This window comes from Pseudarthrobacter sulfonivorans, from assembly GCF_014712225.1.
In the GTDB taxonomy this organism is placed as follows: domain Bacteria; phylum Actinomycetota; class Actinomycetes; order Actinomycetales; family Micrococcaceae; genus Arthrobacter; species Arthrobacter sulfonivorans.
In genome coordinates, this window is record NZ_JACXBW010000008.1 from 196,325 (window position 1) to 219,069 (window position 22,745).

21 protein-coding genes are annotated in these 22,745 nt (G+C 65.7%); 10 read left to right on the forward strand and 11 right to left on the reverse strand.

What is annotated here, in order from left to right:
• Positions 1-22: 22 nt before the first annotated feature.
• A complete protein-coding gene (locus IAQ70_RS12335) occupies positions 23-1,372 on the forward strand; it encodes a DUF445 domain-containing protein (RefSeq protein ID WP_190989595.1) in 1,350 nt (449 codons plus the stop codon).
• Position 1,373: 1 nt separating this feature from the next.
• On the opposite strand, the gene IAQ70_RS12340 is transcribed toward IAQ70_RS12335, so the two are convergent.
• The 5 genes from IAQ70_RS12340 to IAQ70_RS12360 form a co-directional block, all read right to left on the reverse strand.
• Positions 1,374-2,123 carry a LamB/YcsF family protein gene (locus IAQ70_RS12340; RefSeq protein ID WP_190989596.1) on the reverse strand — a complete coding sequence of 250 codons (750 nt, stop codon included), beginning with the start codon at positions 2,121-2,123 and terminating at the stop codon, positions 1,374-1,376.
• Positions 2,113-2,928, reverse strand: a complete 816-nt coding sequence (locus IAQ70_RS12345; protein ID WP_190989597.1) for a hypothetical protein — start codon at positions 2,926-2,928, stop codon at positions 2,113-2,115. Before IAQ70_RS12345 ends, IAQ70_RS12340 begins: the two co-directional genes overlap by 11 nt.
• 134 nt (positions 2,929-3,062) lie before the next feature.
• Complete coding sequence (locus tag IAQ70_RS12350; protein WP_190989598.1) at positions 3,063-5,405, reverse strand: glycoside hydrolase family 65 protein; 2,343 nt, start codon at positions 5,403-5,405, stop codon at positions 3,063-3,065.
• A 75-nt stretch (positions 5,406-5,480) separates the two neighbouring features.
• A complete protein-coding gene (locus IAQ70_RS12355) occupies positions 5,481-6,269 on the reverse strand; it encodes an HAD family hydrolase (RefSeq protein ID WP_190989599.1) in 789 nt (262 codons plus the stop codon).
• Positions 6,270-6,691: 422 nt separating this feature from the next.
• A complete protein-coding gene (locus IAQ70_RS12360; protein ID WP_190989600.1) occupies positions 6,692-7,309 on the reverse strand; it encodes an alpha/beta hydrolase in 618 nt (205 codons plus the stop codon).
• Between the two features lie 184 nt (positions 7,310-7,493).
• Here IAQ70_RS12360 and IAQ70_RS12365 point away from each other — a divergent pair, with 184 nt between their 5' ends.
• The 5 genes from IAQ70_RS12365 to IAQ70_RS12385 all read left to right on the forward strand — a co-directional run bounded on the left by IAQ70_RS12365 (position 7,494) and on the right by IAQ70_RS12385 (position 12,211).
• Positions 7,494-7,751, forward strand: coding sequence for a DUF6458 family protein (locus IAQ70_RS12365; protein ID WP_190989601.1), 258 nt, complete (start codon positions 7,494-7,496; stop codon positions 7,749-7,751).
• 233 nt (positions 7,752-7,984) lie between these two features.
• Positions 7,985-8,785, forward strand: coding sequence for a DeoR/GlpR family DNA-binding transcription regulator (locus IAQ70_RS12370; protein ID WP_190989602.1), 801 nt, complete (start codon positions 7,985-7,987; stop codon positions 8,783-8,785).
• The gene (locus IAQ70_RS12375) at positions 8,782-9,789 is read left to right on the forward strand and encodes a 1-phosphofructokinase family hexose kinase (RefSeq protein ID WP_190989603.1); all 1,008 of its coding nucleotides are present in this window, start codon (positions 8,782-8,784) and stop codon (positions 9,787-9,789) included. The genes IAQ70_RS12370 and IAQ70_RS12375 overlap by 4 nt, the downstream gene beginning before the upstream one ends.
• 2 nt (positions 9,790-9,791) lie before the next feature.
• On the forward strand, positions 9,792-11,864 hold the full coding sequence (locus IAQ70_RS12380) for a PTS fructose transporter subunit IIABC (RefSeq protein WP_190989604.1): 2,073 nt from the start codon (positions 9,792-9,794) through the stop codon (positions 11,862-11,864).
• A gap of 68 nt (positions 11,865-11,932) precedes the next feature.
• Complete coding sequence (locus IAQ70_RS12385; protein ID WP_164202827.1) at positions 11,933-12,211, forward strand: HPr family phosphocarrier protein; 279 nt, start codon at positions 11,933-11,935, stop codon at positions 12,209-12,211.
• Positions 12,212-12,377: 166 nt separating this feature from the next.
• On the opposite strand, the gene IAQ70_RS12390 is transcribed toward IAQ70_RS12385, so the two are convergent.
• Positions 12,378-12,809 carry an SRPBCC family protein gene (locus tag IAQ70_RS12390; RefSeq protein WP_190989605.1) on the reverse strand — a complete coding sequence of 144 codons (432 nt, stop codon included), beginning with the start codon at positions 12,807-12,809 and terminating at the stop codon, positions 12,378-12,380.
• Positions 12,806-13,654 carry a class I SAM-dependent methyltransferase gene (locus IAQ70_RS12395; RefSeq protein WP_190989606.1) on the reverse strand — a complete coding sequence of 283 codons (849 nt, stop codon included), beginning with the start codon at positions 13,652-13,654 and terminating at the stop codon, positions 12,806-12,808. The genes IAQ70_RS12390 and IAQ70_RS12395 overlap by 4 nt, the downstream gene beginning before the upstream one ends.
• A gap of 256 nt (positions 13,655-13,910) precedes the next feature.
• Between IAQ70_RS12395 and IAQ70_RS12400 the strand changes: the two genes are divergently transcribed.
• Positions 13,911-14,177 (forward strand): DUF7218 family protein, encoded by a 267-nt coding sequence (locus IAQ70_RS12400; protein ID WP_190989607.1) that lies wholly within the window; start codon positions 13,911-13,913, stop codon positions 14,175-14,177.
• 39 nt (positions 14,178-14,216) lie between these two features.
• On the opposite strand, the gene ku is transcribed toward IAQ70_RS12400, so the two are convergent.
• Entirely contained in the window at positions 14,217-15,302 is a 1,086-nt protein-coding gene (ku, locus tag IAQ70_RS12405; protein ID WP_190989608.1) for a non-homologous end joining protein Ku, read from the reverse strand.
• A gap of 40 nt (positions 15,303-15,342) precedes the next feature.
• Between ku and IAQ70_RS12410 the strand changes: the two genes are divergently transcribed.
• Positions 15,343-17,862, forward strand: coding sequence for an ATP-dependent DNA ligase (locus IAQ70_RS12410; RefSeq protein WP_190989609.1), 2,520 nt, complete (start codon positions 15,343-15,345; stop codon positions 17,860-17,862).
• Between the two features lie 147 nt (positions 17,863-18,009).
• On the opposite strand, the gene IAQ70_RS12415 is transcribed toward IAQ70_RS12410, so the two are convergent.
• Positions 18,010-18,270: a hypothetical protein gene (locus tag IAQ70_RS12415; RefSeq protein WP_190989610.1), complete on the reverse strand. Its 261-nt coding sequence runs from the start codon at positions 18,268-18,270 to the stop codon at positions 18,010-18,012.
• Between the two features lie 46 nt (positions 18,271-18,316).
• Positions 18,317-18,541, reverse strand: a complete 225-nt coding sequence (locus tag IAQ70_RS12420) for a hypothetical protein (RefSeq protein WP_190989611.1) — start codon at positions 18,539-18,541, stop codon at positions 18,317-18,319.
• A 525-nt stretch (positions 18,542-19,066) separates the two neighbouring features.
• On the opposite strand from IAQ70_RS12420, the gene IAQ70_RS12425 reads away from it, so the two are divergent.
• The gene (locus tag IAQ70_RS12425; RefSeq protein WP_190989612.1) at positions 19,067-20,692 is read left to right on the forward strand and encodes an MFS transporter; all 1,626 of its coding nucleotides are present in this window, start codon (positions 19,067-19,069) and stop codon (positions 20,690-20,692) included.
• Between the two features lie 197 nt (positions 20,693-20,889).
• A complete protein-coding gene (locus tag IAQ70_RS12430; protein ID WP_223859978.1) occupies positions 20,890-21,978 on the forward strand; it encodes an FUSC family protein in 1,089 nt (362 codons plus the stop codon).
• Here the strand turns inward: IAQ70_RS12430 and IAQ70_RS12435 are convergent.
• Positions 21,946-22,710, reverse strand: coding sequence for an SDR family NAD(P)-dependent oxidoreductase (locus tag IAQ70_RS12435; protein WP_190989614.1), 765 nt, complete (start codon positions 22,708-22,710; stop codon positions 21,946-21,948). The two genes, IAQ70_RS12430 and IAQ70_RS12435, sit on opposite strands and share 33 nt — an antisense overlap.
• Positions 22,711-22,745 lie beyond the last annotated feature (35 nt).

Below are 22,745 nucleotides of genomic sequence, written 5' to 3' on the forward strand. Positions count from 1 at the left end.
CGCACGGGACTAGGCTGGGCACATGCAGGTGAACTCTGAGCCAATTACCCGGCAGTCCCCACCCCGGCCCCCGGACACCGATCCGCTGGAGGCGAAGAACGGAGCCGCCGTCGGCGGTCAGCAACTGAGCGCCGGCGACGCCGAAAAGGCGGCAGCGCTGCGGAAAATGAAGCTGGTGGCGCTGGGTCTCCTCGTTGCCATGGCCATCATTTTTGTCTTTGCGTTCGCGCTGCAGAAGGAGTATCCGTGGCTGCAGTATGTCCGCGCCGCGGCGGAGGGCGGCATGGTGGGCGCGCTGGCCGACTGGTTCGCCGTGACCGCGCTGTTCAAGTACCCCATGGGCATCAAGATCCCGCACACCGCCATTATCCCGCGCCGCAAGGACCAGATCGGGGCGTCGCTGGGCGAGTTTGTGGAGACCAATTTCCTGTCCGAGCAGGTGGTCCAGGAGAAGCTCGCGTCGGTGGACGTGGCGCGGAAGGTCGGTGCGTGGCTGTCCGGCCCCGGCGGCGCCGAGCGCGTGGCCAAGGAGGGTGCCGCCGTCATCCGCGGCGCGTTCAAGGTATTGAACGACGACGACGTCCAGGCCGTGATCGAGTCGATGGTCCGCAAGCACCTGCTCACTCCGCCGTGGGGGCCTCCCGTGGGACGCCTCGCGCAGCGGATCTTCGCCGACGGCCACCATCACACCCTGGTGGACCTGCTGGTGGACCGGACGGTGGACTGGGTCAGGGACAACCATGAAACTGTCAGCCGGCTGGTCTCGGACCGGTCCCCGCAGTGGGTCCCGCAGTTCGTGGACGGGCTCGTGGGAGACAAGGTCTATCTGGAAATCCTCAAGTTCACGAAGGCCGTGCAGTCCGATCCGCAGCATCAGGTCCGTCAATCCATCGACACATACCTTACGTCCCTCGCGCAGGACCTGCAGCACGATCCCGTGATGATCGCCCGCGCCGAGGGCATCAAGGCACAGGTGCTGGGCGACCCCGAGATCCGGGAGCTGGCGTCCCGCACGTGGGGCACCATCAAGGCTGCGCTGCTCAGCGCCGTCGACGATCCGCACAGCGAATTGACCGTCAAGTTCAAGGCCGCGGTACACGACTTCGGTACCCGCCTGGTGGTTGACCCCGAACTGGCCGGCAAGGTCAACGCCTGGATCGGCGACGCCGCGGGCTACCTGGTGCGGACGTACCGCTCGGACATCGCCGGCGTCATCACCGAAACCGTGGCGCGGTGGGATGCGGAGGAAACCTCCCGGAAGATCGAGCTCCAGGTGGGCAAGGACCTGCAGTTCATCCGGATCAACGGCACCGTGGTGGGCTCCCTCGCCGGGCTTGCCATCTTCAGCGCGGCGCACCTGGTCTTCGGCTGACCTAGGCGAAGGACTCCAACTCGACGCCGGCTGCTTCGAGCCCGGCCCGGACCGCGGCGGCCATCTCCACGGCGCCGGGGGTGTCGCCGTGGATGCACAGGGAATCAGGCTTGACCTGGACCACGGTTCCGTCCACGGCCACCACTTCGCCCTTGGTCGCGAGGCGCACGGCCCGCTCAACGATCGAGTTGATGTCGTGCAGGACGGCACCATCATGCGAGCGCGGCACCAGTGTGCCGTCCCCCTGGTAGGCGCGGTCCACAAAGGCCTCCACAAAAACGGGGTGCCCGGCTTCCTTGGCCTGGATCAGGAGCTGTGAGCCCGGCAGGCCGAGAATGGGCAGGCCGGGATCGTAGGCCTGGACGGCGGCGACCACCGCGGAAGCCTGCTCCTCGTCGTGCACCAGACGGTTGTAGAGGGCGCCGTGCGGCTTGACGTAATCCACTGAAGCACCCACCGCGTGCGCCACGCCGTCGAGCGCGCCCAGCTGGTACAGCACATCACCGAACAGCTCATCGAAGGACATGTCCAGGGACCGGCGGCCGAAGCCGGCAAGGTCCCGGTATCCCACGTGCGCGCCCACGGTCACATCGAACTCGAAGGCGGCCCGGCAGCTGTCGAGCATGGTGACGGGATCCCCTGCGTGGAAGCCGCAGGCCACGTTGGCGCTGGTCACCAGGGGGAACATCGCGGCGTCATCGCCCATGTTCCACGAGCCGAACGATTCGCCGAGGTCAGCGTTAAGATCCAAGGTTGTTGCCCTCCAGGGTGTTGTTGGCCGGGGTCTTGTTGTCCGCGGCGGCTGAGGCTTTGAGCTCTCCCGGAATCGTATCCGGCATCGGGCCGAAAGCCTCCTTGGCGTTCGACACGACCGCCCGGCCCATCATGAGGTTGCCTGCACCGCCCACCACCGCGCCGATGCCGAACGGCAGCGCCCGGCCAAGGAGCGCCGACCCCTGGCGCTTGAGCAGGTTCTTGAGGAAGGCTTTCTGGATCTTGCTGCGGATGGCGCCGAAACCCGTGGGCACGGACTTGGACAGTGCGTTTCCCCATGCCTTGGTTGCGCTGGTTCCCTTCCCCATGGCCTGCCCGCTGAGCGTTCCGAGCAGGGCAGTTCCTTCTTCGCCCAGCATGATGGCCATCACCATGGTGCTGGCCTTCTCGGGGTTGGTCAGGCGGATTCCGTGGAGTTCCGCCAGCGAGGTGGCGTAGAGGGCCGTGGCCTCGAGGAAGCCGACGGTGGCCGCGGCCGAAAGCCCCAGGGAGGCCACCGTTCCGACGCCGGGCACAACGGCAGTTGCCCCAACGATCGCACCGCCGCCGGTCACAGCCCGCAAGTAGTCCCGCTCAAGGATTTCCGCGAGCCTGGCTGAGCTGGCGCGGGGGTGCTTGCGCTGCAACCGCCGGACGTAGGCGAGCACAAACGGCCGTTGGATTTCGACCGCCCGCAGGAGCATGTTGTGGACGCCCGGTTTCGGCTTGCCTTCGGCGTCGAACACCGCGTTGTGGGCGGTTTCCTGCGCGATTCGTACTGCGGGATTGCTGCGCTTGGCCATGGTCACCTCTGCTTCTGTAGTACGTCTGTCCGCCGGCGGTCTTAGCTGCGGCACTGCCTTAACACTAAGGGTGCTTCACACTATGTACCGCTCCGGCCAGGGGTTTAGGCGGAGAAGCGTTGCTGCCAGGCGCCTCAGCCGAGCGCGTGGATCACGGGAATGCTCGCCGTCGGCGGTCCGCTGGGGAAAACCGTGGGCTCGGGGGACTCAAAAGGTTCCAGTGCCACGCGGACCGGTTCCGGACCGACGCGGAGAACCTGGCCGCGGACATCCACGTCCAGCTGCCCGCCGCTTTGGACGGTGAGGGTGAGCGCGCCGCCGTCGAGCTCCACCAGCAGCAGGCGCCCGCGGACTTTCAGGTGGAACGTCAGTGCGTCCCAGTCAGCTGGGAGGCGCGGATCGAAGAAGGGCATGTGGCCCTGGTCCCGCAGCCCGGCGAAGCCGCACACCAGCGAACTCCACACCCCTCCGGTGGACGCAATGTGCACGCCGTCGATGGTGTTGCCATGGGTGTCATCCAGGTCGATGAAAGCCGCGTTGGTGAAGTGCTCCAACGCCGCGTCCGGATGCCCCACTTCGGCGGCCATGATCCCCTGCACGCAGGCGGACAGGGTGGAATCGCCCGTGGTGATGGGGTCGTAGAAGTCGAAGGCGCGGCGCTTTTCCACCGCGGTGAAGTCCTGCCACTGCAGGAACATGGCCAGCACGGTGTCTGCCTGCTTCAGCACCTGGTGCCGGTAGATCACCAGCGGGTGGAAGTGGAGCAGCAGCGGGTACTTTGACCGGGGCGTGGTCCAGTCCCAGGGCTCCAGGGTCATGAAGTCGTTATCCTGCGAATAGACCTGCAGGTCTTCATCGAACGGCAGTTGCATGCGGTTGGCAGCCTGCACCCAGAGTTGGCGCTCGGCCTCGTCGATTGCCTGGTGTTCCACGGCAGCGGCGGCGCTCAGGTTAAAGCGGGCCATGACGTTGGTGTACAGGTTGTCGTTGACAACCGCCGTGTATTCGTCCGGGCCCGTGACACCGTGAATATGGAAGAGCCCGTCCTTGCCGAAGAAGCCCAGCGAGGCCCACATGCGGGCCGTTTCGATCAGCAGTTCGGCGCCCATCCCTTCCCGGAACGCCTCGTCGCCGCTGGCCCACATGTAGCGGCTGGTGGCAAAAGCGATGGCGGCGGCGATGTGGAACTGCGCCGTGCCGGCAGCGTAGTAGGCGCTGGCTTCGAGTCCGTTGATGGTGCGCCACGGGAACAGGGCGCCGTCCACGCTGAGCTCCTTGGCCCGGATTTTGGCGACCGGAAGCATCTGGTGCCGGAATTCCAGAACCTGACGGGCGGCGTCGGGGTTGGTGTAGGTGAGGTAGGGCAGGAGGTAGACCTCCTGGTCCCAGAAGTAATGCCCCTCGTAGCCCGAGCCGGTCACGCCCTTCGCAGGGATGCCCGCGACGTCGGCCCGCGCCGTAGCCTGTGCCAGCTGGAACAGGTTCCAGCGGATGGCCTGCTGGAGTTGAGGCTGGCCGCCCACCACAATGTCGGACGTGGCCCAGTACTGCCGGTAGTGCTCCCGGCTCTCTCCGAAGATGTCCTCCACAGGCCGGAGCCCGGCTTCGGCGGTTTCCGCGGCGTCCCGCTCGGAGTCCTGGACGCCCGGGCCTGCGGCGTAGCTGACGCTCTTCTCGAGCCGGAAGGGCTGGTCCGCCTGGACAGCCAGGACATAGCGGACGCTGCTGTCATCTTCACCGGCGACCGTTTCAAAGCACTGTTGCCCCGTGGATGTCCAGTGGTCCACGGCCATTCCCACGCGCTGCCCGGATTCCGCCGCCTGCCAGGAGAGCCGGAGGGAGCCGTCGCCGCCGTCAATCCGGACCGGAAGCAGGACCCTGCCCGCGTGCCGGCCGGCCCGGCGCGGGTCATGCGCCGAGTGGTCCTCCACAGGCTGGTCCTGGCGGTTGATGACGGACGACGTGACGTCGGCGGAAACCTCACGGTCCGAGGCGACTTCCAGCGAGATGCCGAGACTGCCGCGCGACTCGAAGCCCACCGCGCGGCGTTCCGTGGTGGTCACGGTGGCGCCGGAACGGCAGCGCCAGGTGATGCGGCATTCGTAGATGCCGGTGGCAAAGTCGACGGAACGCCGGTAATCCAGGACGTCCGATTCTGCGAGCGATAGGGTTTCGCCGTCGATGATCACGGTGAAGTTGTTCGCATCCGGGATGTAGATGATCCGCTGCCCAGTCCGGGCGAAGCCGAATGCGTTCTCCGCATGCTTGATGTCCCAGATCTCGTGCAGGCCGTTGATGAAGCTGCCAGGCAGTTCCGCATCAGCCGCGGCCCAGTGGGCGCCGCGGATACCCAGGTGCCCGTTGCCCAGGGCAAAGAGCGTCTCCAGGGTGCCCGCGTTGCCTGGCTGGTGGTGCGTTTCCACAAGCTGCCAGGGGGTGTCGGGGAACCGTTCGCGGTCCGCGGTGATAAGAGCCATGGTGTTGCGATCCTTTTGGCGTGGTGCTGGTCTGGGTGATGCGTGGCTGGGCGCTAGCCCAGCCGGGGAGGCTGACTAGAGGAGTTCCTGGAGGTCGTTGACCACGCGGGTTGCTCCGGCGTCGAGGAGGGTCTGCCGGCCGGCGCCCCTGTCGACGCCGATCACGGAGTGGAAACTCCCCGCGTGTCCGGCCTGGACACCGGAGACGGCATCCTCAACCACCACGCATTCCTCGCTGGGCAGGCCCAGCAGCTCCGCGGCGTAGTTGTACGTGGCGGGGCTCGGTTTGCCCGGGAGGCCCTCGGCCGCGGCCACGACTCCGTCAACCACTATGTCGAAGTGCCCGTTCAGGCCGGCGGCCTTGAGGACGGCCGGGGCGTTCCGGGATGAGGAGACGACGGCGACCTTCAGTCCGCGGGCCACCGCGGCTTCCAGAAAACGCACCGACCCCTCGAAGGGCTCGACGCCGGCGCTGACGATGTCATTGAATACCTGGTTCTTGCGGTTGCCCAGTCCCTGCACGGTGGCCTGTGCGGGATCAGCGCTGGCTGGGTTCCCTCCGACCGGTTCCGCACCGTTGCCGCCTGAACCGGCGGCAGATTCTTCACCTTCCGGGAGCACGATGCCGCGGGACGCCAGGAAGTCGCGGACGCCGTCGAACCGGGGCTTGCCGTCGATGTGGTCGAAGTAGTCTTCCTCCCGGTAACCGGGCACGTCTGGCCGGGACGCGAGGTAGCCCTCGAAGAGTTCCTTCCAGGCCTGTTCGTGGACGGTGGCCGTGGGGGTCAGCACTCCGTCCAGGTCGAACAGGATGGCGGAAGCGGTGGTCCAACCGGATTTTTGGGTAGTCAGAACGTCAGTCATGCGCAGTGTCCTTCCAGACGGCGGGGAGCCTTGGGGCGTAACTCAAAAGGGGCGTAACTCAGCGGGCGGGAATTTCTCGGGCAGGACCTCAACCTCGGGACCCAAGACGCGGGCAGCAGAGTGCGAAGGTAGAACTGGGGAAACGCGGGCAACGGCGGCCGCTGGATCAGCAGGGGCGGCTAATGGCGAAGGCTGGAACCTCGGCGGGCCGGTGGGCTGCTGGTGAATCGTCTTCTTCCATGATGAGCGCCATGGCGCGGCCTGACAACCTGAGAGAACGGAAGGGACAGCACAACTCGGGGAGGGGCCTTGCACGTGTGCATCGGTCCGGCGTCCTTTTCCAGCTGATTCAGGGGCCGGATAGCTCGGGCCAACCTTGAGTGTAAGCGCTTACAAATTTCGCCTGCAACTGGATTATCAGCTCAGCCGAGCACGTAGTGGCGCAGGAAGGCACTCACGTCCACCATTTCGGCCTTACTCATCGCATGACCCATGCCGGGATACGTCCGGGCGGTCAGCTGGGTATTCTTGTCCAGCCATTGAGCCGTGTACTCCGTGGCCTCCTCATTGATCACCAGGTCCGCCTTGTCCCGCCCCCAGAAGAACGGCGGCGGGGTCTCAAAGGAGTCCGTGAGCGCGAGCAGCTCGTTGTCCAGCACAAACCCGGAAAGCCCCACCGTCGCCTTGTAGCTGTCGGGGTGCAGGCGCAGGAGGGTACTGGCCATGGCCATTCCCTGCGAGTAGCCCATGAGGCTCACGCTGCTGTGGCGGCCCTTGACCGAGCTGATCCAGCTGTGGACGGCGTTGGTGGCGCTGATGACGTCGGCGAAATCGTTGGCCAGGAAATAGTCCAGAAGGAACCAGCCATAGTGGTCACCGATCTCCATGGGAGCCCGGAGTGCCGCACACGTGAATTCGGACGGCAGGTAGTCGAACAGCCGCACCATCCGGGACTCATCCGTACCGTAGCCGTGCATCAGGACCAGCAGCGGCGTGCCGCCCCGCTCAGCTTCCGGCCTGGACCAAACAACTGTCTCCATCGGACCAGCCTAGCCATCCGTCCCGCCGAAACGCCGCAGGCCGCTGAACAGCCATGACACCACCACCGCACCGCCGGAGCACAGTCTGTCGGTCATTGAATCGAGTAGGGCCGGGCTGTAGCGTAAGAGCACAGCATGCTTATCAGTTCGGCACCATACGTACTCGAACATCAAGGAGCAAGTCATGAGAATCGGTTCCGCTATCTTCCTCATTGCCCTCGGCGCCATCCTGGCCTGGGCCGTTGCTCCGGGGCTGATCCCCTTCATAGACCAGGTTCTCATTGGGTACATCCTGATGGCCGTGGGCGTCATCGGACTGATCGCCTCGCTCATCCTGGCCTCGCCGGGACGTAGCCGCCGTGTCAGCGAAACCCGCTCAGTGGTTGATCCGAACACCGGCGAGCGCATAACCCGCAACGAAAGCCGCGACGGCGGACTCTAGCCTTTCGGACCGGAAACGCCGTCATGAAACCCGCCAGGCCGGGCCGGACCACCGCGGTCCGGTCCGGCTTTTTCGTTCCCCGGGGCCACTTCCCACGCCGGGACAGCCAGCCGTCTTTGTTTCGTGTGGATTTCCATTGACAAACCAACATAAGCAAAGATAAAGTCAAGTAATGCCACATCATGTGATGCCAGTCACGGATGAAGCCCAAGACTTTACGCAATGGAGGGTACGTGTTCGCCGAAGAGCGCCAGCAGAAGATTGCCGAGCTTGTTGCCGGCAACGGCCGGGTCAGCGTGACCCTGCTGGCTGAGCGCTTCCGCATCACCACCGAAACCGTCCGCCGCGACCTGGCCACCCTCGAAACCGCCGGCACCGTCCGCCGCGTCCACGGCGGCGCAGTGGCCGCCGACCGCTTCAGCACCACCGAGGAAAGCATCAACGAACGGACCATCCAGCGCCCGGACCAGAAGATGCGCATCGCGCAGGCGGCCCTGGCCCTCATCCCCCAGGCAAAGTCCGGGAGCATCCTGCTCGACGCCGGTTCCACCACTGAAGCGCTGGCTGACCTGCTTTCCCGCCGAGCCGCCGTCGAGCCTTACGCAGCGGCCGCGCCCGAACTCGTGGTCATCACCCATGCGGTCCCCATCGCCGCCAGGCTGGCCAGCGCACCCGGGATCGCGCTGCAACTGCTGGGCGGCCGGGTGCGCGGCCTCACCCAGGCAGCCGTGGGACAGGCCACCGTGGACTCCGCCCAGCGGCTGCGCCCGGACATCGCGTTCATCGGCACCAACGGCATCCACGCAAGCTTTGGCCTCAGCACCCCCGATCCTGAAGAAGCCGCCGTCAAGGCAGCCTTCGTACACTCGGCGCGCCGCATTGTGGTGCTGGCCGACTCCTCCAAGCTGGACGCGGAAACCCTGGTCCAGTTCGCCTCCCTGAAAGATCTGGACACTTTGATTACAGACAGCGAGCCCGGCCCGGAACTCACAGCCGCCCTGACCGATGCCGGCGTTGACGTGGTGGTCGCATGATTGTCACCTTCACGGCCAACCCCAGCCTTGACCGCACGGTGGCCCTCCCCGGCCCGTTGGAACGTGGCGAGGTCCAGCGCGCCGTTTCGGTCAGCCAGGAATCCGGCGGCAAAGGCGTTAACGTGTCCCGGGCACTGTGCGCCTCGGGCGTTGAGACAGTGGCCGTGCTTCCGGGGGCGGACAGCGATCCCGTCCTTGCAGGGCTTCGCCACGACAAGGTGCCGTTCGCTGCCCTCGCCATCGACGAGCCGCTGCGCACCAACGTTGCGCTCACCGAACCCGGCGGCGTGACCACGAAGATCAACGAGCCTGGCCCGGTGCTGACTGCGGAAGAGCAGGAAGCACTGATCAGCCTGCTCCTGGAACAGGCCCGCGGTGCCAGCTGGGTTATCCTGGCAGGCTCCTTGCCGCCTGGGTTCCCGGCCGATTTCTACGCCACGGTGACTCACCGATTGCGTTCAGCTGCCGACGGCGGCTCGCCCGCAGGTGCACCGCTGATCGCCGTCGACTCCTCCGGCGCTCCGCTCGCCGCTGCCGTCGCTGATGCGTCGGCAGGCACGGTGTCCGGGAAACCGGACCTATTGAAACCCAACGCCGAGGAACTGGCGGAACTGGCTGCAGCAGCCGGCTACGCCACGGCGTTAACCGCAGAGGAACTTGAAGCGGATCCGGAGGCCGCCGCAGCGGCCGCCGCCGCCGTCGTGCGTTCCGGTGTGGGTGCTGTACTGGCAACTCTCGGATCCAAGGGAGCTGTCCTGGTAACGGCCGACGGCGCGTGGCTCGCCACGCATCCGCCGGTCGCCGCGGTCAGCACGGTCGGCGCGGGCGATTCATCGCTGGCTGGCTATCTGCTCGCCCACGGCCTGGGCGCCGCCCCGGCCGATTGCCTCCGTCAGGCGGTGGCCCACGGTGCCGCCGCCGCCTCCCTGCCGGGTTCCACTGTCCCGGCAGTTCACCAAACCACCCCGGATGCCGTAACCATCACGGCCCTTCGAAAGGATTGACAGTGACTCAGCTCATCACCACCGAACTGGTCGAGCTCGACCAGAACCTGGGCACCTCGCCCGAGGATGTGATCCGGCACCTGGCCAGCAAGGTTGCTGCCACCGGCCGCGCGTCAGAAGTTGAAGGCCTCTTTGCCGATGCCTTCGCCCGTGAGCAGAAGACCGCCACCGGCATCCCCGGCGGCATAGCCATTCCCCACTGCCGCTCAGCCGCCGTGGTTGAACCGACGCTGGCAATGGCCCGCCTCAACCCCAAGGTGGACTTCGGCGCCAAGGACGGCCCCGCCGACCTGATCTTCTTCATCGCCGCCCCGGACGGTGCGGACCAGGAACACCTCAAACTCCTGTCCAAGCTGGCCCGGTCGCTGATCAAAAAGGACTTCACGGCAGCGCTGCGTGCAGCGTCCACCCGTGAGGACATCGTGGATCTCGTGGACGGCGCACTGGCCGACAAGCCGGCCGCCCACGCTGCCGCGGTACCTGCCGATGCTGTACCTGCGGCTGCGGGTGCTGCTGCCGCAGGCCCGGCCGCCGTTACACTCTCGAAGGACTCCGCCACCGGTCCCGCGGCCGGTCCGAAGCGCCTGGTGGCCGTCACGGCGTGCCCCACCGGCATCGCCCACACCTACATGGCCGCCGACTCACTGGTGGCCGCGGCCCAGGAAATGGGCGTGGACCTGCAGGTGGAGACCCAGGGTTCCTCCGGCGCCAAGCCGCTTGACCCTGCCGTCATCGCGGCCGCCGACGCCGTGATCTTCGCGGTGGACGTGGATGTCCGCGGCAAGGAACGGTTTGCCGGCAAGCCTGTCATCAACGCCCCCGTCAAGCGCGGCATCGACGAGCCTGCCAAGATGGTCCAGGAAGCACTCGCCGCAGCCACTGATCCGCACGCCCGGCGCGTACCCCACTTCGGTGCGGAGGAACAAGCCGAGCAGGCTGCAGCTGAAAAGGGCGAGCACATCGGCCAGAAGCTGAAGCGGGCACTCCTCACCGGCGTCAGCTACATGATCCCGTTTGTGGCCGGCGGCGGGCTCCTGATTGCTTTGGGCTTCCTCTTGGGCGGCTACAACATCACCAGCGTCGCGGACAAGGTGGTGCTGGCGAACAACTTCGGCAACCTCCCCGAAGGCGGACTGGCGATCTACCTCGGCGCCGTCCTGTTCAAGATCGGTGCCCTGTCCATGGGCTTCCTGGTCCCGGCACTGGCAGGTTATATCGCCTACGCGATCGCCGACCGGCCGGGCATCGCGCCGGGCTTCGTCGCCGGTGCCGTCTCCGGCTTTATGGGTGCAGGGTTCCTCGGCGGCATCGTCGGCGGCCTGCTCGCGGGCTACATGGCGCACCTGATCGGGACCTGGCAGGTTCCACGCTGGCTCCGCGGCCTGATGCCCGTGGTGATCATCCCGCTGCTCGCTTCCATCTTTGCGTCCGGCCTGATGTTCCTGCTCCTCGGCGGTCCCATCGCCGGGCTCACCACCCTCCTCAACAACTGGCTGTCGGGCATGACCGGAGCCTCCGCCGTCGTCCTTGGCATCATCCTGGGCCTCATGATGTGCTTCGACCTCGGCGGTCCTGTCAATAAGGTCGCCTATGCATTCGCGGTTGCCGGTCTCAGCGCCGGCAGTGCCACAAACCAGGCCCCGTGGCAGATCATGGCGACAGTCATGGCTGCCGGCATGGTTCCGCCGTTGGCCATGGCCCTGGCCACCGTCCTGGACAAGAAGCTCTTCAGCCTGGCTGAGCGCGAAAACGGCAAGGCGGCCTGGCTGCTGGGAGCGTCCTTCATCTCCGAAGGCGCCATCCCGTTCGCCGCAGCCGACCCCCTGCGCGTCATCCCCGCCAGCATGGTGGGCGGCGCCCTCACGGGAGCCTTGTGCATGGCAACCGGCGTTACCTCGCAGGCCCCCCACGGCGGCATCTTCGTGTTCTTCGCCATCGGCAACCTGGCGATGTTCGTTATCGCCATCCTGGCCGGAACCGTGGTCAGCGCCTTGGCCGTCATCGCCCTCAAGCGCTGGGCGGTCCGTCAGCCGGAGCCCGCTGCTACCGTGGAGTCCGTTCCCGCAACGGTCTGACCAGCCTACCCAAACCAAACCATGCACGGCGTTTCAAGCACCAAGCGCCGAAAAATAAAGGAGCAACAATGTCAGAACGCACCGCAACCGTCGCCAGCCGCGTAGGCCTGCACGCCCGCCCCGCCGCCATCTTTGCCGAAGCCGCCGGCGAGTTCGACCTGGACATCACCATTGCCCGTGAAGGCGAGCCCGTTGACGAGGCGATGGATGCCGCCAGCATCCTGTCCCTCATGAGCCTGGGCGCATCCCATGGCGATGTTGTGGTGCTGCGCGCCGAAGGTACCGGCGCAGACGATGCCCTGGAGCGGCTGGTCCAGATCCTGGAAACGGATCACGACGCCGAGTAGCAGCTTCCGCTGCTGAGGCAGCAAAGCAGCGCGGCCGCCGTCGTACTTCTCCCAAGGCGGGGAAGGCACGACGGCGGCCGCTTGCTTTAACGCGTCCCGTCCCAAGTAAGTAGCAGCAGATGTCGTTATGGAGGCTCATAACGACATCTGCTGCTACTTAGTTGGGTCAGGCGCGCTCGGCGATCCTTTTGACGTCCGCCACGAGCATGTCCCACATGCCCTTGGAGTGCTCGGCCGCGTCTTCGCTGGGGTTGTTGTCCTGCGAGAGCGTGAGCCTGGTTGCGCCAGCCCGGTCTTCGAGGGTCCAGGTCAGGGTGTGGTAGTTCCCGGGCTTGTCCTCTTCGCCACCCAGGGGGCTGAAGTGCGTGTGAACCAGCTTTTTGCCCGGTTCCACGTCGAGAATGGTCCCCTTGTCCTCGTACGGTTTGCCCTCCCACTCGCCACGCCAGAGGATGGGCCCGCCAACGGTCCAGTCGGTCACCAGGTCGGCCCCGAACATGAACTCCTTCACGGCGGCCGGGTCGGTGATGACGTCCCAGACCCGGCTGGCCGGCGCGTCAATGGTGGTGGCGGACGTTGCCACATGGTTGCCTGTCATGCCCGGGCCTTCGTGGCGGTGAAGATCAGATATTCCCATTCCATCTGCCACGCCGCATCGCCGTGAGCGTCACCGAATGAGTCGGCAAGCTCAGTGAGGGCTGTGTCCAGGGCTTTGGCTTTCTCCTGGTCCTCGCCAAGGAATTTGTAGACCGAGATGGTGGGGCCATAGTGCGACTTGAAATAGCGCAGGAAGTCCGCCGGCTGGTGGAAGCTGTGGATAGCCAGCATGCGCTTTTCCGCGCGGATGTCCGTGATCCGATCGCCGAAGAGCTCGCGAACGTGGTCTTCGCTGCCCCACAGCGGCGGCGGCTGCGCCCCGGCCGGAGGCGGCGGCGCGAACGGCTTCATGGCGGCGAACATCTTTCCGATGAATCCCTCGGGCGTCCAGCTGAGCAGGCCGATGGTTCCGCCGGGTTTGCACACGCGCACGATTTGGTCTGCCCCGGCTTGATGGTGCGGGGCAAACATCACGCCGAGGCAGGACGTCACCACATCAAATGCGTCGTCCTCAAACGGCAAGGCTTCGGCGTCTGCTTCCACCCATTCCAGCTCAACGCCACGATCGGCTGCCTGGTGCCGGCCGGCGTCGAACATCTCCGGGGTGAGATCGCTGGCGATCACCTCGGCGCCCATCATGGCCGCAGGGATGGCTGCGTTCCCCGCCCCTGCGGCCACGTCCAGGACACGTTGTTTGGGCTTGATCTTGCAGACGTCCACCAGGATGGCCCCGAGGTCCTGGACCAGCTCGCTGGCCAGCGCGGGGTAGTCCCCCGATGCCCACATGGCCCGGTGCTTTTGCTTCAGCGCCCGGTCCGCCTCGTCCGCGTCCGTTTTGTCATTCATTTCGGCGTCCCTCTCTTCGTTGACAGGTTCGAGTGACAGCACGCTGTTAGCACAGGGCTGTGATGCGCCCATTGTGGCGGCAGCAAATCATGAAAGCAAGGAGACTTAGCGTTTCCTTGTTTTTCGACAGCCCCGGAATTAGCGTGGAAGCCTGACCAGCAAAGACAGTGCTCCAAAGGCCTGCAGGCCCAGCGACCCGTGTCGGTGCCCGGTGGCTGTGCCTGCCGCAATTCCGGACCCCTTGAAGGAGGATGACATGCCAGCCAAGAAGAACCCCAGCCTGAAAGATCCTGAGCTCTACGAGGAACTGCGCGAGGACGGCGCGTCCAAGCAGAAGGCGGCACGCATCGCCAATGCGGCTGCGCAGCAGGGCCGCTCCGCAGTTGGCCGCAAGGGCGGTAAGGCGGGCGACTACGAGGACTGGACCGTTCCGCAACTCAAGGCCAAGGCCAAGGAGATTGGCCTCACCGGGTACTCAGCAAAAAAGAAGAGCGAACTCATCTCCGCACTGCGGAACTCCTAGGTGGCGGCCATCACCGGACCTGCGGCACGGCCAAGGACCTCACGCCCCCTTGCGCGCCCTCGTGGTGGAGGTTTTGGCCGCGGGTTTGGCAGCCGTGGACTTCGAGGCGGCCGTGGACTTGGTGGCAGCCGTGGACTTGTCAGTGGCGGTCTTGCTGGCTGTGGACTTCGCGGCCGTCGATCTCGATGCAGTGGTCTTAGCCGCGGTCTTGGTCCCGGCGGTCTGGGCAGCAGGTTTGGCGGGAGCCTTCCCCCGCGGGCTGCCGGCACTCTCTTCAGTGCCGCCGTCGTCCGCCTCGTCGCTTTCGGACTCGTCAGCGGACGCGGCCGCGGAACCACCGCCGCGCTTCCGGTCCAGGCTTCGTTTCAGCGCCTCCATCAGGTCGATGACCTCACCCTTGCCGCCTTCGCCGGCTTCCGCGCCGAACGTTTCGTCGGTATCGAGCGAATCGCCCTTCTCCAGCTTGGCTTCGATGAGCTTCCGGAGCTGCACCTGGTAGTCATCGGTGAAGTGCTCCGGTTCGAAGTCAGCGGCCATGGACTCCACCAGGGCCGCGGACATTTCGCGTTCCTGGGCGGAGATCCGGACGGACTCGTCCAAGGCCGGGAAGCTGGCCTCGCGGACCTCGTCGGGCCAGAGCAGGGACTGGAGCACCAGCACATCGTCCTTGATCCGCAGTGCCCCCAGACGCGTCTTCTCGCGCAGGGCGAACTGAACGATGGCCACCCGGTCCGTGTCCTCCAGCGCCCGGCGCAGCAGGACGTAGGCCTTGGGCGACTTGGAATCCGGCTCCAGGTAATAGCTCTTTTCGAACATCATGGGTTCAAGCTGTTCCGAGGGGACAAACTGGACCACCTCGATCTCGTGGCTGCTCTCCGCCGGGATGGACTTGAGCTCCTCCTTGGACAGCACCACGGTCCGGCCGCCGTCCTCATAGGCCTTCTCAATGTCCGAGTAGTCGATGACCTTGCTGCAGACCTCGCACCGGCGCTGGTAACGGATCCGGCCGCCGTCGGCGTTGTGGACCTGGTGGAGACTGATGTCGTGGTCCTCGGTGGCGCTGTAGACCTTCACGGGCACGTTGACCAGGCCGAACGCGATGGCACCTTTCCAGATGGCTCTCATCCCTCAAGTGAACATCACCGCAGGCCGGAGGTGAAGACCCATGGCCGGCGCTAAGGAACGTGTCCGGGTTGCGGGGCGGGAAATGACCCTCACCAACCTGGACAAAATCATCTACCCGGAGACGGGCACCACCAAGGCTGACGTCCTGGCCTACTACGCCGCGGTGGCCCATGTCCTGATCCCCGCGGCAGCCAACCGGCCCGCGACCCGCAAGCGCTGGGTTAACGGCGTGGGCACCGCGGCCAAGCCCGGTGAGGTGTTCTTCCAGAAGAACCTCGAGGACTCGGCGCCGGGCTGGCTCCCCCGCGCCGCCATCACCCACAAGGACCGGACCATTTTCTATCCCTTGGTCAACGACCCCGCCACCCTGACATGGTTCGGCCAGATCAACTCGCTGGAAATCCATGTGCCGCAGTGGCAGGTGGATTCCCACGGCAACCAGCTGAACCCGGACCGGCTGGTGCTGGACCTGGATCCGGGCGACGGCGCAGGCCTGGCAGAGTGCGTGGAAGTGGCCCTCCTGGCCCGCACCATCCTCCAGGACGTGGGCCTGGACCCTGTCCCGGTGACCAGCGGCAGCAAGGGCATCCACCTCTACGCCGGCCTGGACGGCACGCAGACTTCGGACCAGATTTCCGAGTTTGCCCACGAACTGGCCCGCGCCCTGGAAGCGGACCACCCGGACCTGGCCGTGAGCGACATGAAGAAGTCGCTGCGCAAGGGCAAGGTCCTGGTGGACTGGAGCCAGAACAGCTCGGCCAAAACAACCATTGTTCCGTACTCCCTGCGTGGGCGGCCCAGTCCCATGGTGGCGGCGCCGCGGACCTGGCAGGAGGTCAGCTCCCCCAAGCTCCAGCACCTCGACTACAAGGCCGTGATGCGCCGGGTGAAGGAAGGCAGGGACCCGTTCGCCGCCGTCGAGCACGGTCCGGGGCACCTTGGGGGCGCCGAACAAGTAACGCACGACGGCGGCGCGCACCAACGCTTGGAGCGGTACCGGTCGATGCGGGACCCTGATGCAACGCCCGAACCGTTCTCCGGTGCTTCAGGGAATGGCGACACCTTTGTGATTCAGGAGCACCACGCCAGCAGGCTCCACTTTGACTTTCGGCTGGAGCACGAGGGGGTGCTGGTCTCGTGGGCCCTGCCGAAGGGCGTCCCGGAGTCGGGCGGTAAGAACCACCTGGCGGTCCAGACCGAGGACCATCCCCTGGACTACGCCACCTTTGAGGGCACCATTCCCAAAGGCCAGTACGGTGCCGGCGAAGTAACCATCTGGGACCACGGCACCTACGAGCTGGAAAAGTGGATCAACGGGCGTGAGGTCATCGCGACGCTGACGGGTTCCGAGGGAGGTGGCCTGGGCGGGACGAAGAAGTTCGCCCTGATCCACACGGGCCGGGGCCAGGGCAGGGACGCCGAAGGGCAATGGCTCATCCACCTGATGGACAAGGACCACCACACGTTTCATCCCCGGAAGGCTCCCGACGAGGATTCCTCTGACACGGGTGAGGCTGCGGACGACGCCGCCGATGACGGTCCAGTAGAGAAGGAGCAGCAAGAGGCGGCAGGCACGAAATCGAAATCGTCCGCGCCCCTCCGCGCGGCAGATTTCAGCCCGATGATGGCCACAGCCGGGACCGCGGCCGATCTGCAGGGCAGCGACTGGCAGTTCGAGCTCAAATGGGACGGGGTCCGCGCCCTGGTGGTGGCTGATAACGCGAAGGTCCGGATCATCAGCCGGAACGGGAACGATGTCACCGCAACCTATCCCGAACTGACGGACCGGACCTGCTGGCCGGACGGGCCGTTCGTTGCGGATGGTGAGATCTTCGCCGTCGGGCCTTCCGGAAAGCCCGATTTCGGCGTCCTTCAGGGGCGCATGAAACTGACCCGCCCCGGCGACGTCGCCAAGGCACGAGCCGCCATCCCGGTCCGGCTGATGCTCTTTGACCTGCTGGCCCACGGCGACGAGGACCTTCGTAGTCTTCCGTTCGAGAAGCGGCGCCAGCGCCTTGAGCAGTTCCACCGGCCTTCGGACAGCCCCGTGGAGCTGTCTCCGGTCCTGGACGAAAGGATCGAGCACCTTTTGGAAAGCGCGCAGGAACTGGGGCTTGAGGGTGTCATGGCGAAGCGGACCGACAGCCGGTACGTCAGCGGGCAGCGGACCCGGACCTGGATCAAGATCAAGCTGGAGCAGACCCAGGAGGTGGTGGTGGGCGGCTGGCGGCCGGGCAAAGGCGGGCGGCAGAGTTCGGTGGGTTCACTGCTGGTGGGCATCCCCGACGGCGGCAAGCTGCGGTACGTGGGCCGGGTGGGCAGCGGGTTCAGCGCGCGCGAACTGGAGGAACTCCGGCAGAAAGTGGACAACCTCGCCCGCAAGACGTCACCGTTCGACGACGTCCCCCGCGAGGATGCCTCGGACGCCCGCTGGGTCACGCCGCGCCTGGTCGGCGAAGTGACGTTCGGCGAGTGGACGGGCAGTGGGAAGCTCAGGCATCCGGTGTGGCGGGGCTGGCGGCTGGACAAGAATGCCGAGGAAGTGGTGCCCGAGGCGTAGTCACGGGTGGCTGTCCGGCTTCACGTGGTCCGGCGATGGGCAAATTCTTTGAGGACACGGCAACGGCCTGGGGACTCCCGTCTTCGGGTGTCCCCAGGCCGTCTGCGTGTCGGCTCGTGATCTGCGTGCCGCCAGGTCAGACGCGCGTCAGGATGAGTGCGGCATCTGCGGGCGGCCGGTCCGGTGCACGGCGGTGACGGCGGCCTCGTTCCCCACCTGGCCGTGGCCTGAACCGCGTTCCTTGGGATGCCTGCGTTTACCGTTCCCATCGGGCCAGTGCTGTTCGCCCGCCATCGCCGTGGTTACGGCGATGGTGGCCGGTCCAAGCGTGGACTGCTCATCCATGGCTGCCGCGAGGTGATCCGCCACCTCAGGTTCAATCCTTGGTCCAGTATTTTGCTTAGCCATTTTTCTTCCTCTCCACAGTGAAACGAAGTGCCAGTGATATGAAGTGTTACCAGCGGACCTTCTTCTCGACCGGGCCCTGTTTGCCGCTGGCGTGCGTGGGCTTGTGGTTCTTGCCGACGCTCTGCAGTCCGGAATCGCCGCCCCGGGACTTGCTGGCGAGCATTGCCCGTTGCGCCTCTGTCAGCCCGGCCCGGATTCCCTGGGCTTCGGAGTTGTCAGACGAAGCTTGCTCGCGGGTTTGGGTTTGGTCGGAGGAATTTTTTTCAGTCATTGGTTGGAACCTTTCTGAGGAGGATCTGCTTGTCTGAGGAGATCAGCGAGGACGGGGCCAGTGTCAACGCAAATGTTAGGGCGAATGTTGGGGCAAATGTTGGGGCAAATGTTAACAGGCCGCAGGGGTCCGCCTACTCAAAAATCAGTGTTCCCATGGGTCAACAATAGGCAGTTCGCGCCATGGTTGTGAACCCCCGCTTAGCTCCCCCGATGTCCGCGTGCAGCCACCGGCATACCCGTGGCGGCCGCCACATTCAGCGCCAAACCAGGCGCCATTAGCCATGGGAAAGCGGCCCGGAAGAAAAAGATTAGGTAACGATCCCCCGGTTACGCCGGGATCCCAGTGCTGCCGCGGTGAAACCGGTGAAAAGAAATCTGCTGACACCGGCTCAAAACGCCCCGAAACAAGCGATCCTACGGCATGAAACTCTCAATTGCCTCAAGATTCGCGTAAAATTGAAGGCCTGCCCGGAGCGGGGCAGCTACAAGTCGCAAGCAAATGACCTCCACAGGAGTCGCCCAAATGCCCACAGACCGAAGCACGACCGACTCTTCAGCAGGCCTTAACAGCGCCGGCGGAACCAACAATGCAGTACTCACAAACGCACAACCTGCGGGTCCTTCAGGGCCACGCAAACCGAAGATCCTTGCACGCCGCCGGCTCAAGGAGTCCGACGTGAATGTCGTCAACCAGCCCATGCTGAAAAAAGCACTCGGCGGAACCATCGTGGGTAACACCATGGAGTGGTTCGACGTCGGCGTGTTCGGCTACCTGATCACCACCATGGGACCGGTTTTCCTCCCTGAGGCCGACAAATCCGTCCAGACGCTGTTCCTGCTGGGAACGTTCGCCGCCACCTTCATCGCCCGCCCACTCGGCGGCGTCGTGTTCGGCTGGCTCGGCGACAAGATCGGGCGGCAGAAAGTACTCGCCGCAACGCTGATGATTATGGCGGCGAGCACGTTCGCCGTCGGACTGCTGCCCGGATACGCGCAGATCGGCATCTGGGCCGCGGCGCTGCTGGTACTCCTCAAGCTCGTTCAGGGCTTCTCCACCGGTGGCGAATACGCAGGCGCCACAACCTTCGTCAGCGAATACGCGCCGGACAAGCGCCGTGGATTCTTTGCGAGCTTCCTGGACATGGGCAGCTACCTTGGCTTTGCGTTGGGTGCGGCGCTGGTTTCTGTCCTGCAGTTGACTCTTGGCCAGACAGCTATGGAGGAGTGGGGCTGGCGCATTCCTTTCCTGGTTGCAGGTCCGCTGGGCCTCATCGCCATCTACTTCCGGAACAAGATCGAGGAATCCCCTCAGTTCCAAGCCACTCTCGATGCCCAGGAAACCATTGGGCAGGCCAATGCCGCAGCTGACGTGGACAGCGCCAAGAGCCCGGTGGGAATCGTGAAGGCCTATTGGCGCTCGCTGATCGTCGCCATGATCCTTGTCGCCGCTGCCAACACTGCCGGCTACGCCCTGACGTCGTACATGCCGACGTATCTTACTGAGTCCAAGGGCTATGATCCTGTCCACGGAACACTGCTGACCATCCCCGTGCTGGTCATCATGAGCCTCTGCATTCCCCTTACCGGGAAGCTGTCTGACCGGATCGGCCGCCGTCCCGTGCTGTGGATCGGCGCCATCAGCACCGTGGTGCTGGCAACGCCGGCCTTCCTGCTGATCGGCATCGGTGAAGTCTGGTCCACGCTGGCGGGCCTTGCCCTGATCGCCTTCCCCGTGACGTTCTATGTTGCGAACCTCGCCTCGGCGTTGCCCGCGCAGTTCCCGACAGCCAACAGGTACGGCGCCATGGGTATCGCCTACAACTTCGCGGTTGCCATCTTCGGCGGCACCACTCCTTTCATCGTTGCGGCGCTCATCACGGCGACCGGCGACGACATGATGCCTGCCTACTACCTGATGGCCACGTCGGCTGTCGGGGCCGTGGCCATCTACTTCCTGAAGGAATCCGCCCAGCGTCCACTCCCGGGTTCCATGCCCAGCGTGGACACTCAGGCGGAGGCACGGGAGCTGGTTGCCACGCAGGACGAGAACCCGCTGATCGACCTGGACGATATGCCGTTCCAGACCCAGGACATCACCGACGCCTCGGCCGGCAAAGATTCCGCCGCCAAGGTGCCGGCCGGAGTCTAAGCAACAACAGACCGGCCCGTTTCGGCCGTCTTGTAGCCCGCGCTCAAAGGCCCGTGCTGTGTGCTTTCCTTGGGGGAAGCACACAGGGCGGGCCTTAGCCGTGCCCGGGAGTTGGCGACAGCGGGAGATAATCGTCTGGAAGGCTCCGGCTCGGAGCAGAGGCCAATGACAGGTGGTGTGCCCGCGTGAAGTCCGTCATGCGGCAGGTACACGCCCTGCACCGGCTTGAACCTGCGAATAACGACCACCTGGCAGCGCTTCGCGTGGCCACCAGCGTGGCCATCCCCTCACTCATCCTCCTGCTCCTGGGCCGGGCCGACCTGATCATCTACGCGGTGTTCGGCGCACTGACCGGGATGTATGGCCGGTCCGAGCCGCACCAGTTGAGGCTCCGCCACCAGTCCCAGGCAGCCCTGGTGCTCGTCGGCGGGGTGGCAGTGGGCGTCTTCCTCTCCGTCAACCACCTCCATTCCTGGTGGCTGGTGGCCATCGAGGCGGTACTCGCAGGCGTCGGCTCGGTTTATTCGGACAGGGTGAAACTCAAACCCAACGGCCCGTTCTTCGGCATCCTTGCCCTGGGCGCCTGCGCATCCGTCCCCCTGGCCGTCCCCTGGTATGTTGCCCTTGCCATCGCTGCAGGGGCCGCGGCCTTCTCCATGGCGGTGGGCTTCGGCGGCTGGGTCCGGGGCCGTTCGTGGCAGCGCGGGGCCGCCCGCGATGTGGTGATCCTGCGCGGCGCAACCGGCCGGGCTGCCGCGGTTCACGCGGCCCGCTACACGTTAGCCGTTGGCCTGGCCGGCTCCATCGGGGTGCTCAGCGGCAGCGGCCACCCGCACTGGGCCATGGCAGCCGCTGCCGTGCCCTTGGCGGGAGCGGACTTCCCCAGCCGGGTGCGGCGGGGGATCCACCGCATAGTGGGGACCTTCCTCGGGTTGGCGGTCACCGCCGTCGTTCTTGTGCCCGAACCGTGGGCCCTGGCACCCTTGTTCGCCGCCCATCAGGTGGTAGTCCTGGGCGTCCTGGTCATCATTTTCCAGTTCACCACGGAGCTGTTCATGACCCGCCATTATGGGCTTGCCATGGTGTCGTTCACGCCGGTCATCCTGCTGATGACTCAGCTCGCGGCGCCGAGCGATCCGACCGTGCTGATCCTGGAACGCGGCGTGGAAACCTTCGTTGGTGCGGTGGTGGGGATCCTGGTGGCGGTGGCCGTCCGGCAGCGAACGGTGGAGCAACGGGCGGTTCGGTCTCCGCTACTTCGGCCTGCGCGCCGGCCCGGTGAGTAGCCGGTCCGGCAGCAGCCGCGCAGCAACCGCCACAGCCTTGTAACGCTTCGACGGGATGGACACAGCCTTTCCGCGGAGGTTGTCCGCCAGGCCTTCACGCACCACACGCTCCGCAGTCAGCCACGCCCCGGACGGTGCCACCGCCTTGTCCATGCCCATCCGCTCATGGAACTCGGTGTGTGTCAGGCCCGGGCATACCGCTGTGACAGTTACGCCCCGCGCTGCGTACGCCAGGTTGGCCCAGCGGCTGAAAACGAGCAGCCACGCCTTCGCCGCCGCGTACGTCCCGCGCGGCAGGAACGCCGCAATACTCGACACGTTGATGATCCGCCCGCTCCCCCGCTCGAGCATGCCCGGCAGCACGGCGTGGGTGAGTTCCAGCGCCGCCTCACAATGCAGTTTGAGGTGCTGCTTCTCGTCCGCGATGTTATTCCGCTCGAAGTCGCGCAGCAGGCCCCTGCCGGCATTGTTCACCAGAATGCCCACCGGCCGCGCGGCGTCCGTGAGGCGTCCGACGACGGCGGCCACTCCGGCGTCGTCCGTCAGGTCTGCGGGCAGCACCTCAGCGGTGGTTCCGTACCGCTGTTCCAGGTCCGCGGCCGTCTGTTCCAGGCGCGCCCGGTCCCGGGCGACCAGCACCAGGTGGTGGCCCTGGACAGCCAGTTGGCGGGCGAACTCGGCGCCCAGCCCCGCGCTGGCACCGGTGATGAGGGCGGTGGTGGGAGTGTTCATGCGCCCAGACTAGCCGGGCTTGCCACCTGCGGGTG